Source organism: Microbacterium awajiense, assembly GCF_039536545.1.
In the GTDB taxonomy this organism is placed as follows: Bacteria; Actinomycetota; Actinomycetes; order Actinomycetales; family Microbacteriaceae; genus Microbacterium; species Microbacterium awajiense.
The window spans coordinates 62878-75214 of sequence record NZ_BAAAYU010000005.1 but is presented as its reverse complement, the minus strand read 5'-3'; the positions used below and the strand labels follow the sequence as shown (position 1 = coordinate 75214).

The 12337-nt window shown below is 70.5% G+C and carries 10 protein-coding genes and 1 tRNA gene; 3 read left to right on the top strand and 8 right to left on the bottom strand.

Annotation, left to right across the window (positions count from 1 at the left end; translation table 11 throughout):
• Positions 1 to 255: 255 nt before the first annotated feature.
• From ABD663_RS07185 to ABD663_RS15620, 3 genes are all read left to right on the top strand, one after another.
• Positions 256 to 1914, top strand: a complete 1659-nt coding sequence (locus tag ABD663_RS07185) for an Eco57I restriction-modification methylase domain-containing protein (RefSeq protein WP_344737289.1) — start codon at positions 256 to 258, stop codon at positions 1912 to 1914.
• Complete coding sequence (locus tag ABD663_RS07180) at positions 1904 to 2935, top strand: hypothetical protein (RefSeq protein WP_344737288.1); 1032 nt, start codon at positions 1904 to 1906, stop codon at positions 2933 to 2935. Before ABD663_RS07185 ends, ABD663_RS07180 begins: the two co-directional genes overlap by 11 nt.
• Positions 2936 to 3098: 163 nt before the next feature.
• Positions 3099 to 3893 (top strand): NYN domain-containing protein, encoded by a 795-nt coding sequence (locus ABD663_RS15620; RefSeq protein ID WP_425561791.1) that lies wholly within the window; start codon positions 3099 to 3101, stop codon positions 3891 to 3893.
• On the opposite strand, the gene ABD663_RS07175 is transcribed toward ABD663_RS15620, so the two are convergent.
• The 8 genes from ABD663_RS07175 to ABD663_RS07140 form a co-directional block, all read right to left on the bottom strand.
• Positions 3849 to 3924 (bottom strand) — tRNA-Met (locus tag ABD663_RS07175). The genes ABD663_RS15620 and ABD663_RS07175 overlap by 45 nt on opposite strands.
• 302 nt (positions 3925 to 4226) lie before the next feature.
• Positions 4227 to 4931, bottom strand: a complete 705-nt coding sequence (locus tag ABD663_RS07170) for a hypothetical protein (protein ID WP_344737287.1) — start codon at positions 4929 to 4931, stop codon at positions 4227 to 4229.
• Positions 4932 to 5052: 121 nt separating this feature from the next.
• Positions 5053 to 5712 (bottom strand): response regulator transcription factor, encoded by a 660-nt coding sequence (locus ABD663_RS07165; RefSeq protein ID WP_344737286.1) that lies wholly within the window; start codon positions 5710 to 5712, stop codon positions 5053 to 5055.
• The gene (locus ABD663_RS07160) at positions 5702 to 7813 is read right to left on the bottom strand and encodes a sensor histidine kinase (RefSeq protein WP_344737285.1); all 2112 of its coding nucleotides are present in this window, start codon (positions 7811 to 7813) and stop codon (positions 5702 to 5704) included. The genes ABD663_RS07165 and ABD663_RS07160 overlap by 11 nt, the downstream gene beginning before the upstream one ends.
• 119 nt (positions 7814 to 7932) lie before the next feature.
• Positions 7933 to 8505: a GNAT family N-acetyltransferase gene (locus ABD663_RS07155; RefSeq protein ID WP_344737284.1), complete on the bottom strand. Its 573-nt coding sequence runs from the start codon at positions 8503 to 8505 to the stop codon at positions 7933 to 7935.
• On the bottom strand, positions 8502 to 9236 hold the full coding sequence (locus tag ABD663_RS07150; protein ID WP_344737283.1) for a DUF4386 domain-containing protein: 735 nt from the start codon (positions 9234 to 9236) through the stop codon (positions 8502 to 8504). Before ABD663_RS07150 ends, ABD663_RS07155 begins: the two co-directional genes overlap by 4 nt.
• Positions 9233 to 9469: a hypothetical protein gene (locus ABD663_RS07145; protein ID WP_344737282.1), complete on the bottom strand. Its 237-nt coding sequence runs from the start codon at positions 9467 to 9469 to the stop codon at positions 9233 to 9235. The genes ABD663_RS07150 and ABD663_RS07145 overlap by 4 nt, the downstream gene beginning before the upstream one ends.
• Positions 9470 to 9521: 52 nt before the next feature.
• Positions 9522 to 12212 carry a winged helix-turn-helix domain-containing protein gene (locus ABD663_RS07140; protein ID WP_344737281.1) on the bottom strand — a complete coding sequence of 897 codons (2691 nt, stop codon included), beginning with the start codon at positions 12210 to 12212 and terminating at the stop codon, positions 9522 to 9524.
• Positions 12213 to 12337: the final 125 nt, after the last annotated feature.

The window sequence follows — 12337 nt, the reverse complement described above, 5'->3', positions numbered from 1 at the left end:
CGTAGCAGATTCCCATTGCGCGAGTCTCCTCGCGACGTGCCTGCGAATAAGCAGGTAGCCGCTGCGATGTGGATTCCTCGCTCCCGCGAGCGTTTGGGGAGGAGGCGCGGCGCCGTCCGATGTCGGTGGCGGCTGAAACCATCGCCGTATGCCCATCCAGCTACTCACGCCAGAGAAGGGTGCAGAAACGCGCGCGGAACGATTGTCGCTTCCTCGATATGCGCCCGAATGATCGACAATAGGAAGGTGACTGTCGTGCCTGCCATCCACCCGGCTGACACGCCCACGCTGCGCAAGGCACGCGGCGCGTTCTTCACCCCAGATGTCATCACCGCCTTCATTTCCGCATGGGCGATCCGCGATGTCACTGACCGCGTACTCGAGCCGTCGGCAGGTGATGCGGCGTTCCTGGTCTCCGCGGTCGACCGGCTCCGCGAACTCGGGCGTGACGAGAGCGCACACCCGGTCGTCGACGGTGTAGAGCTTCACGAGCACAGTGCAGCGGTCGGCACCCAGAGGGTCGCTGAAGCTGGCGGCGAAGCCCGCATCCGTCACAGCGACTTCTTCCTCCTCGAACCTGCTCCGAGCTACGACGCGGTCATCGGCAACCCGCCCTATATCCGCTACCAGGACTTCACAGGCGAAGCGCGCACGCGCGCGCGCAAGGCCGCGCTCGCCGCAGGGGTAGCTCTCACGGGGCTTGCATCGAGCTGGGCTGCCTTCACGGTTCAGTCGGCTCTGTTCCTCCGGAAGGGCGGACGACTCGGGCTCGTGCTGCCGGCTGAACTCCTTTCGGTGAACTACGCGGCCCCAGTGCGCCGCTTCCTGTTCGACAGTTTCCGCACAGTTGAACTTGTCCTCTTCGACGAACAAGTCTTCCCCGACGCCGAAGCGGACGTCGTCCTGCTGCTCGCCGACGGATACGGCCAAGGCCCCACCACCGGGGCGACGATCCGTCAGGCCAAGAACGCAACAGGGTTGGCCTCACTCGATGCCGGCCAACTTTGGATCCCGACTGATCCCGCTGGCAAGTGGACAGGCAGCCTCGTCGCCCCGAACGCCGTCGAACCGCTGCGGACGTTGCTCCGCGACGGCAAGTTCACATTGCTCGAGGAGTGGGGAGACACCACCCTCGGGATCGTGACGGGAAACAACGCCTACTTCACGCTCTCACCGAAGCGTGTCAAGGAACTCGGGCTGCACCGCAACGAACTACTCCGACTCTCGCCCCCCGGCAGCTCTCACCTGCGCGGACTGCATCTATCCGACGACATGCTCACCCGCCTTGGGGCTGACGGGAAGGCTACCTACCTGTTCTACCCGGGCGAGAAACTATCCAAGGAAGCACGCGACTACGTAGCCGACGGTCACCGCACCGGTGTTGACGAGGCGTACAAATGCCGAGTCCGGAAGACCTGGTACCGAGTCCCAATCATCCCTCCGGCAGACCTGCTGCTGACGTGCATGAACGCAGACACTCCGAGGCTGACGACGAACACGGCCCGCGCACACCACCTCAACTCAGTCCACGGCGTCTACCTCAAGGAGCACCGACGCGACCTCGGTAACGAACTCCTCCCGCTCGCCAGCCTGAACTCCGTCACCCTGCTGAACGCCGAAATGGTCGGACGCGCCTACGGCGGCGGCATCCTCAAGATCGAACCCAAAGAAGCCGACCAGTGGGCCATGCCTTCCGCGACGCTGATCGAGGAGAACGCGCCCGCGCTCCGGGAAATCAAGAGCAACGTGGCTCGCCTCTTGCAGGCTGGTCGCCTGCTTGACGCGGTCGCGCTCGTCGACCGGGTTCTCTTGACCGGCACAGGGCACGTGTCCGCGAACCAGATCGAACATGTCCGTCAGGCGCGCGCCGAGCTTGCCCGCCGCCGCACAGTGAGGGGCGCGAGTGGCCGCTGAACCCAGCGCGAAAGAGAAGGCGTGGGTCCTCTTCGACCGCATCGTCGCAGACGCCGCACCGGACGGCGAACACACCAACCCGTGGGTGAAGGACGCGAACGGTCAGCTCCGGTACTCGCCGGACTACGACACCCTCGTAAAGCTCCTCGGTGTGCCCCTGCATTTGGATGCCGACACTCGGACCGGGGTGCCTGCCCTCGCGCTCGACGTATGGATCAGCTATGAGCTGCGCCGCGCAGGATTCGATTCCGACGCGACGTGGCCGCGGGCCACCCATCCCCGCATCCTCCCTGCGTCCGTCGCGAACTTGTTGAAGACCCTGCCGGTCAAGGAGCGCAGCGGTCTTGAAGCGCGCCTCACGAAGACCGGTGCTGTGCCTGGAGTAACCTCCGCCAGCGCCAACATTCTCGGCAAGAACTACCTCAAACAAGTCGACGTCATCATGACCGACTGGCACACGGGCCCAGAGCTACTCATCTCCACAAAGCGGATGGACTCGTCGTACGGGAAGAACGCCGCCAATCGAGTCGAAGAGTCCTACGGGGACGCCAAGAACTTGCGTCTGCGTCACCCACTCGCCGCGCTCGGCTTCGTCTTTGGACTCCGCTCCGACATCCTCCACAAGGAGCCTGACACCGCTGAGTGGCTCGTCGACCTGCTCGGCAAGCTCGGCCGCGAAGACGACGCCTATCACGCAACCTGCCTCGTCATGATCGACTACGACGATGCCGTGGCCGTCACCACCGATAGCGGCGAAGACCCCGAGGATCGACTCGTTGCTGCAGGGCTGGAGTCCGAGCAGGAAGTCGCCGAACCGCTCGCCGTCTCGGAACCGGACCTTGAGCGCACGCTTGCACAGCTCCCCGCCGTGCGCATCCGAGTCGGTGCAATGCCAGCGCACCTCAAGCCGGAGCGTTTCCTGGCAGTGATGACGGAACGTGTACTCGACGCGACACCGGTGAACCTCCACCGAGAGGCTCGACGGCGGCGCGCGAGCGCACCCGTCGACGATCCGAGCTGACACGTACTGTCGCGCCGAGCAGTTTCAAGGCTGCCGGGTGCAACATGGGGGCCGGCGTCCGTCCGCCGGATGTGGCTCCGATCCCTAGCCTGCAGCGCTCACAACCTAGCCACGCCATCGCAGTTAACGGTTGCCATCGGGTTGCTCCTCGTCCTCCACCCAGATGTCCAGCCAATACCGCAAGATCTTCGGTCAGGCGCAGACGACCCGCGACTGGGATGCCACGAAGGACGGCCGAACCCCGGATCCCGAGGTTGTCGAACGCATCGCTCGCGCGCGCGTCGCCGTCACGCCGTTCGTCGACTTCGCCACGTCGTTCGGCACCGTCACCCTCAAGCGCGCTTACGCCGACTGGACATCACCGTTCACGTCGGGCTACGGGCAGGAGCTCGGGCTCCACGCGGTCGAGCTGGTCCAGATGGTCCGTGTGACGAACCGCAAGAACGCCGCCGACATCCGCCTCGCGATCGACGCCGTCGAAGACGTCGTCAGCCAGGCCCACCTCACGCACGTGGTCTTCGTGTCGGCCGACTCTGACTTCGCACCCCTCGCGCGGCGCTGCCGACGACTCGGCAAGCACGTGATCGGGATCGGGACGGGCGGGCCCACGAGCATCTATCTGCCGCGAGCGTGCGAGAGTTCCACCCGGGTGTCGGTGCCCGGCCCGGCCGAGCACGAAGAGATCGAGGATGATCGCACGAAGGCATCCACGACGGTCGCGTCGCCTGCGGAACCCGAAGGCGACGACATCGTCGCGGAGCCCGGCCGCGTCCCGCTGACGCGCGGTTCTCGGGCTTCGTGGAGGATCACTCCGATCTCGCCGAGATCGAGCACACCGACGGCGGGCACCTGGTGCGTCTGCTTCCGCGACTCCGGGGTGACGTCGATGGGAACGGCCAGGGCTGAGGCGAGGTGGACGCGACGGCGGGAGTCGAACCCGCAACGCTGCCGGATATGAGCCGGAGCCCGGGACCGCCCGGATCGCCGCGATGAGAACACGCTAACCCGACCCTCCGACGGACACGCCGTGCGTGACCGACGGAGTCGCTGTGAGACGGCGTGTGACGGCGTGGGGGATCTCGATACGGTCGCTTCGCGACCTACTCGATCGCCCGCGAGGGGGTCGCGTCGCGAGCTACTCGATCACCCGTAGGGGTCGCTGGGCGACCTACTCGATCGCGCGCAGGGGGCTGCGCGACCTACTCGATCACCAGAAGGTCACCGGCGAGCCAACGCGGAAGCGGCCCCGCGACCGAAGTCGCGGGGCCGCACAGCGGCTCCAAGCATCCGCTCAGCGAGACGACACCAGCCGCACCCCCGCCACGAGGAGCGGGGCGTAGCAGACGAGGCCGAGCAGAGCGCCGACGGGGCCGAGGCCGAAGGCCGGCACGATCCAGGGCAGGAAGCCCAACGGGGCGATCCACCACGAGATGGCCTTCGCGCGAGCCAGGGCGAGCGAGACGAGCCCGATGCCCAGGATGCCGCCGACCATGCCGGAGTACTGCCAGATCGCGACCGACCACTCTTTGGCCGCGGCATCCATCGCCACCGCCTGGTCGATCGTGAGCGTGTTGCCGGCGCTCACGAGGAACCAGTCCGACAGCAGCAGACCCGACATCTGCACGGCGCCGAACGCGAGGATCATCGCGGCGATCGGCAGGAACACCCGGCCGCGCGTGCCGCGCAGCAGGCCGAGCGTCGCGATCGCGCCGAACGCGAGGGCGACCCAGCCGTAGTGCAGCAGGTTGGCGGAGACGAGGCTCAGCGCCGGGTCGGCGGCGAGCGACTCGATGTAGCCGGCGTCGCCGGGCGACGTCTGCTCGGGCGAGGTGAGCATTCCGCCGGTGAACAGCAGCGGGGCCGCGAGAAGCGCGACGCCGCCGATGCGCTGCAGGCGGTTGGGGCGGACCGGGCCGAGGTCGAGCGTGCGCGACGAACGCGCGGACGCGTTCTCGGCGGCCTCGGCCACGGCGGCGGTGGGAACGAAGAGATCCATGAGAGTGCCTTTCGGGGCGGTCTGGGTTGGTGATCCCAGATTCCCGGCCGGGCGACCCGGGCCCCCAGGGAGCGGAGTCCCGTGGTTGTCCCGTCGTGCGTCCCGTCCGGCCTCGGGACTCTCAGGCCCGCCCGAGCCCGGCGTCGCGGGCGCGCACGATCGCCTCGGCGCGGTCGGCGACCTGCAGCTTGGCGAAGATGTTCGACACGTTGTTGCGCACCGTCTTGGGCGACAGGAACAGCGCCTGCGCGATCTGCGGGTTCGGCCTTCCGGCGGCCAGCAGATCGAGGATCTCGCGCTCGCGAGCCGTCAGCTGCGGGAACACCTCGGCGGCGGGCGCGGTCGCCGGCCCGGCGGCGAAGAACTCGGCCACCCGACGCGCGATCGCCGCGCCGAAGACCAGCTCGCCCCCCGCGACAGCGGTGATCGCCGCCCGGATCTGGTGCTGGCTCGCGCCCTTCACGAGGTATCCGCGGGCTCCGGCGCGCATCGCGGCGAAGACGGTCTCGTCGTCCTCCGACATCGTCAGGATCACGACGGCGAGATGCGGATGCCGCGCCACGAGCTCGCGCGTGGCGGCGAGGCCGTCGAGTCGCGGCATCTGCACGTCCATCACGACGACCTCGGCATCGGCCCCCTCGACGACCTCGATCGCCTCGGCGCCGTCGGCGGCGGTCGCGACGACCTCGACGCCGTCCATGGAATCCAGCAGCATCGACAGGCCGTCGCGGTAGACGGGGTGGTCGTCGACGAGCACCACCCGGATCGGTTCATCCGACATCGACGGCGACCTCCTCGGCTTCGCGGCCTTCACGGCTTTCTGCAGACGGGGTGCGGGCGAACGGCAACGCGGCCCGCACGATGGTGCCACCGCCCTCGGCCGCCACGACCTCGAGGGTGCCGCCGAGTTCGGCGGCCCGCTCACGCTGCGAGCGCAGCCCGACGCCAGGCGTGGCGGCGGGGTCGACCCCGGTGCCGTCGTCGCGCACCTCGAGGCGCAGCATCCGCTCGTCGCAGCCGACGTCGACGGCGACGCGGCGTGCGCCGGAGTGGCGGTGCGCGTTGGTGAGTGCCTCCGACGCGATGCGAAAGGCGGCGACCTCGACGGCGGGTGGCAGGTCGGGCGGCACCTCGGCCGTGACAGTGACGGTGAGTCCGCCGCCGGTCAGCCGCGCGGCCTGCTGCTCGAGCGCGCCGCGCAGTCCGAGGTCGTCGAGGGCGGGCGGGCGCAGGTCGTGCACGATGCGGCGGATCTCGTCGATCACCTCGGACTGGTCGGCGATCGCCGCGTCGACGAGGGCGAGCGAGCGGGCGGGGTCGCGCTCGGCGAGGTTGCGCGCGGTCTCGAGCCGCAGCTTCACTCCGGCCAGCAGCGGGCCGAGTCCGTCGTGCAGCTCGCGGCGCAGGCGCGACCGCTCCTCTTCGCGCGCGAGCACGAGGCGCTCGCGGATCGCCTGCAGCTCGCGCCCCAGCTCGGCGCTGCGCAGGGATGCCGCGGCCAGCCGCACCAGATCGCTCAGCAGCCGCTGGTCGCGCGTCGACACGAGCGGTCGCCGCCCGGCCTCGATGAAGATGCGGCCGATGACCTCGCCGCTGTGGTCGATCGGCACCTCTGCGGCATCCGACATCGGAGTGCCGTGCACGGCGACCATGGGCTCGCCGCTCGGCCGGTCGAGCTCGACGCGCACGCTGCGCGAACCGAACGCCTCGGCGATCGCGGCGGCGACCTCGTCGAGCTGCGCCTGCGCGTCGGGTGCGCGGTCGAGACGGTCGCCGAGTGACGACACCACCGCGTACGGGTCGCCGCGGCGCCCGCTGACGAGGCGACTCGCGACGGCGAACAGCTTGCCGCGCACCGGGGCGTAGGCGACCGTGACCGCGACGACGGCGAGCAGCATCGCGACCCGGTCGTCGATCGCGCTGCCGACGGCGACGATGATGAGCACGTCGACGAGCACGATGCCGGCGATCAGCAGCGCGTACACGAGCGTCCACGACAGCAGCCGGTCGATCGCGTACAGCCGGTAGCGGGTGACGGCGATGACGATCGACGCGCTGACCAGCCCGATCGTGAGCGCGAGCAGCAGGTCGACCACCGCCGTCGGCACGACGGGGAAGACGAACAGCAGCGTCGCGGTGAAGATGAGCCCCGACCACACCAGCCAGCGCAGCTGCGCCCGCTCGACGGGCGACGCGCCGAAACGGCGGCTGACGCAGACGACGAGGGCCAACAGCAGGGCGAGCCCGAGACACGGGATGCCGGCACGCAGCAGCCCGACCCACACGTCGAGGGGGAGCGGCAGCGTCGCCAGTCCCGGTTCGAACGCGCCCATGAGGTCGGTGCGCTCGTCGTTGTCGAGGCTCAACGCCGCGCTCGGCGCGAACAGGAACGCGAACGGCATGACGAGGCCGAGCGCGATCGCGACGATCGACACCCACCGCCAGACGCCCCCGCGCAGCCGCCCGTCGGGGAACAGCAGCAGAAGCAGCACGATCGGCAGGATCAGCACCGACCCGAAGCGGCTGAAGAACCAGAACGCCGGCACCGCCCACCACGCGTCTCGGTCGTGGAACCACGCGTAGTTCACGGATGCCGCGGCGAGCCCGTCGACGACCCAGAACGTGCCGAACACGGTCAGCACGAGGGCGATCGGATGCCACGGCAGCCGCCACAGCAGAAGGCATCCGGGGATCAGCATCGCGACGCCCGGCAGCACCCCCGACCATCCCGACGACACCGGCGGATCGGGGTGCGTCGGCAGCACCGCCAGATCGAGGGCGAGTGCACCCACGGCGGCGATGGCCGAGACCGTGATCGCGACGATCGTCGCAGCGCGGCTCGTGGCGACGCGGGGTGCCGCGCTCGCGGCGACTCGGGTCATCCGCACATCGTCTCAGCACAGGTGTCCCGGTGTCACGGGACACAGGTCCCGAGTTCGGGAGTGGCGTGTGGGAAAAGATTGCCGCCACAGGGGGAGCCCGCTGTGTGTGGACCGGCCGCTCACCGCGCGCGATGCTCACGGCGCAGCACGGCGTAGCCGACCGAGTCGAGCCAGCGGCCCGAGCGGTGCAGGGCGTCGTCGCGGGTGTGCGATTCGCGCCGCATCCCGACCCGTTCCATCAGCCGCCACGAGCTCTCGTTGGCGAGGAAGCACTCGGCGACGATCCGGTGCACGGCCAGCTCGTCGAAGCAGTAGTCGATGAGCGCGGCCACCGCCTCGCTGGCGTATCCGTGCCCGGTGTGGGCGGGATCGAGCGCCCAGCCGAGCTCGACCTGGCGGCCTCGAGCCTGCTCGACGACCAGGGTCTGCGCCCACGCGTCGCCGACCCGCAGCATGAGGTCGCCGACGAGGCCGCCGCCGAGCTCGGGGAGGAGCTCGACGACGACGGTCTCGGCCAGCCGGGTCGGCTCGCGGAACGTCTCGCGGTACCCGTCGAGGTCGGCGGGCGGGCCGCTGAGCCACTCGTTGACCGAGTCGAGCCGGCGATAGCCCCAGGTGGTGTCGGCGTCGGCCGCCGTACCCGGTCGCAGCGTCAGCCGCTCGGTCACGAGCGTGCGTGAGAGTGTGGTCACGCCGCGCTCTCGGTGATCGCCGCCACAGCGCGGCGGTCGAAGCCCTTGACCAGCATCCACAGGCCGACCGACAGCTCCCACAGGAAGATCGGCACGGTCGCGACCGTCTGCCAGATCGAGCCCTCGTGGTTGATGCCGAGCATGATGCCGACGGTCGACGAGGCGAGCAGCGGGGCGCCGATCAGGCCCACGAGCGGGATGATGCGGGGCACCAGGCGTGAGCGGTAGAGCAGGAATCCGAGCAGCAGCGCGTTGAAGGCGGGCATCAGGCCGGGGCCGAACACGAACGTCCAGTCACGCAGGGTCACCAGGGCGGTTCCGATGAGGGTGAGGGTCTCGGCTTCGGCACCTGTGGCATCCGGCTGACGCATCGAGACGACGGTGAACAGCGACAAGACGCCGACGATGATGATCGCGGCCTCGAACAGGCGCGTCGTGACGAACCCGAGCGCAGCGGATGCGTGCACGTGCCGCAGCAGCGGGAACAGCGCGACGGCCGTGCCGATGCAGGCCAGTGCGTTCACCAGGTCGAGCACGCTGCCGTACAGCACCTGGCCGTCGGCGCCGCCGCTGACGATGTAGCTCGGATCGGTGAGGATCGGCAGGATCAGCACGTACGCCGGGATCGAACTGACGAACGTGACGAGGTACAGCGCGCCGGCGAGGGCCGCGATGCGGCGCGGCGTGGTGCCCGGGGTGACGGATGCCCCGGTGCGGGCGGTGAGGGTCATGATGTGCTCCTTGTGTCTTCGGTGGTCACCGAGATCAGCGGGATGCCGCTGTCTCGGAGTCGGCTCAGGACGCCGTGGAGGGCAGCCTGATCGGGAAGGGCGCCGACCAGCAGCGTGGTTCCCCCGCTCTCGGCGGTGAGGGTCAGGCCGCCGAGCCACTCCGCCCAGTGGTCGTCGAGGCGTGCGGCGACGCGGATGGCGTACCGGGTGGCGGGTTCGTCGGCTGATCTCACACCGGCACGGTAGAAACCGGTGTGGTGAGCGCACATCACCACATGTGGTGAATCACGGCGCGAGCAGCCCCAGTTCGGTGGCCCGTGTCACGGCTGCGCGGCGCGAGGTGACGCCGAGCTTCGCGTAGATGCTCTTGGTGTGGCTGCGGACCGTGTTCAGCGACACCGACAGGTGCCGGGCGATCTCGGGGCCGCCGAGGTCGGAGCGCAGCAGCCGCAGCACGTCGCGCTCGCGGTCGCTCAGGGGTGACGCGAGGGCATCGCCGCCCGCGGCCGAGGGCGCGGTTGTGACCGCGTCGGCGAGCAGCCGCAGGAACGCGCGTCCGGGCTGCCGCTTGGCCAGCGCCGAGAGCGGCCTGGCGAGGGTGGCGCCCTCGTCGGCGAAGACCTGCACGAACCCTCCGGGTTCGGCGGCGTCGACGGCTTCGCGAAGCGCGGTCAGGGCATCGTCGCTGCGCCCGGCGAGCAGCGCGGCGCGGGCAAGCAGGATGCGCACCTCGATCGCGGTGCCGGTGCGCCCGCCGGTGTCGGCGTCAGCCCGGATGCGCTCGAGCAGCTGTGTGGTGTGCGCGACGGCGTCGGGAGCGTCGGCTGCACCGGTGGCGCGGGCGGCGTCGGCTTCGGCCAGCTGGATGCGGGCGAGCACGAGGTGCTCGTACTCGTGGAGGTAGTCGAGGTCGGCCGCGTCGGCGGTGAGGCCGCGGCCGCGGGCCCAGTCGGCGGCATCCCGCACCCGTCCCGCGAGCACGAGCGCCCGGGCCCGCTGCGCGGCGATCGGGTGGTGGTCGGGGAAGAAGTCGGCGGTGAAGGCCGCCTCGGCGGCATCCCACCGCTCGAGTGCGGCGTCGAGGTCGTGCTCGGCCGCATGCAGGCGCGCCCGCGCGACGAGCAGCCGGTGCGCGTTCTGCGGCAGGCCGTTGCCGGGCCCGAGGGCGGATGCCTCGTCGAGGCGCCGCCGGGCGGCATCCGGTTCGTGGCGCTCGAGGTGCACCGAGGTGAGCGCGACGAGCATGTCGGCGGCGCCCCGCCCGGGCGGATCGGTCGCGAGCGCGGCGCGGCCCTCGTCGTGCGCGACGGTGGATGCTTCGCCGAGACGCCCCTGTGCGACCAGCAGATCGGTGAGGGCGATGGCTCCGCCGCGGGCGTCGGCGTCGTGGCCCGCGCGGCGCAGGTCGGCGATGGCGGAGGTCCAGGACGTGGTCGCGGCGGCGAGGTCGCCGCGGTTCCACTCGGCGAGCGCGAGGAGTCCGGTCGCCGAGCCCCGCAGCAGGTCGTCGTCGACCGCGCTCGCAGCGGCGCGGCGCGCGTGGGATTCGACCCGAGCGAGGTCGCGTTCGGTCAGCGCCCGCGCGGCTCGGTAAAGGGCGACGCCGCCTTCGATCCGCCGCACCTCGTCAGCGGGAGCACCGGCCGCCGCGATCGCGAGCAGCTCGTCGACGCCGTCGGTGCGCCCCGCTGCGAGACGGGCGCCGGCCAGTTCGAGGCTGAGCGCGGCATCCGCTCTCACGGTCTGCGCGGGCAGCTGCTCGAGCCAGCGCAGCAGGACCGCCTCGTCACGTCGCCGCTTGAGGATCGGTGTCTCGGCGAGGACAAGAGCGGCCGCGCGGTCGGTGAGCCCCGCCTCGAGGGCGTGCGCAATCGCGTCATCGGCGAATCCGGCGTGCGCGAACCAGTCGCTCGCCCGTGTGTGCAACTCGCTGAGGTGCTCGGGCTGCTCGACACCGAGTCGCGCCCGCAGCATCTGGCCGAACAGGTGGTGATAGCGGTACCAGCGCCGCTGGTCGTCGAGCGGCACCAGGAAGAGGTTCGCGCGATCCAGGCGCGCGAGCACCGCTCCGCCGTCGGCGATGCCGGTGACCGCCTGCACGAGATCGGCGGTGAAGCGCGACAGGATCGACGTCTCGAGCAGCACGGTGCGCAGATCCTCGGGCTGGCCGCGCAGCACCTCTTCGACCAGGTAGTCGACGACATACCGGTCGTCTCCCGCGAAGGCGGCGACGAACGCCGTCGGGTCGTCGCGGCCGCGCAACGAGATCGCGGCGAGCTGGATCGCGGCGATCCACCCCTCGGTGCGCTGCCAGAGGGCCCCGGCGTCGGCGTCGGTGAGCGCCGTGCCCGTCTCGGCGTCGAGGTACGCGGCGGCCTCATCGCGGTCGAACCGCAGATCGGCCGCGCGCAGTTCGACGAGGTCGCCGGCGACGCGCAGCCGGGCGAGGGGAAGCGCCGGGTCGGAACGGCTCGCGATGACGACCCGCAGGTTCGGGGGCGCGCTGTCGATCAGGAACGCGATGCCCGCCAGGATGCTGCGCTCGTCGACCACGTGGAAATCGTCGAGCACGAGCACGGTCGGCCGCGGGGCAGCCGCTATTTCGTTGCACAGCACGGTCAGCACGTCCTCGATCGGCGTGTCCGTGCGCGCGATCGCCGCGCCGGCCCGGGGGAGGGCGGTCGTCGCGGCGAGCGCTGCCAGCACATACCGCCAGAACGTGCGCGGCACGTCGTCGCGGTCGTCGAGCGAGACCCACGCGACAGTGGATGCCGGATGCTGCGCGTCGAGCCACTCGGCGACGGCGGTCGTCTTGCCGAATCCGGGGGGCGCGGTGACGAGCACCAGGCGCGCGTCGGGTCGCGCGTCGAGTCGCTCGATGAGTCGTGGGCGCGGGACCGTACCGGAGCGGCGCCGCGGCGGATGCAGCTTCGTCGCCAGCAGCGGCACCTCGGGCGCGGCGTCGGCGTCAGGCATCCGTCACTCCTCGCCGGTGCGGACGTGCGCGCTGCGCCGGCGGCCGAGGATGCTGAGCACCTGGATCCACGAGGACAGTGTGGCGGAGGCCTGCCGGACACGGCAATCGACCGCCTCGGCGCGGG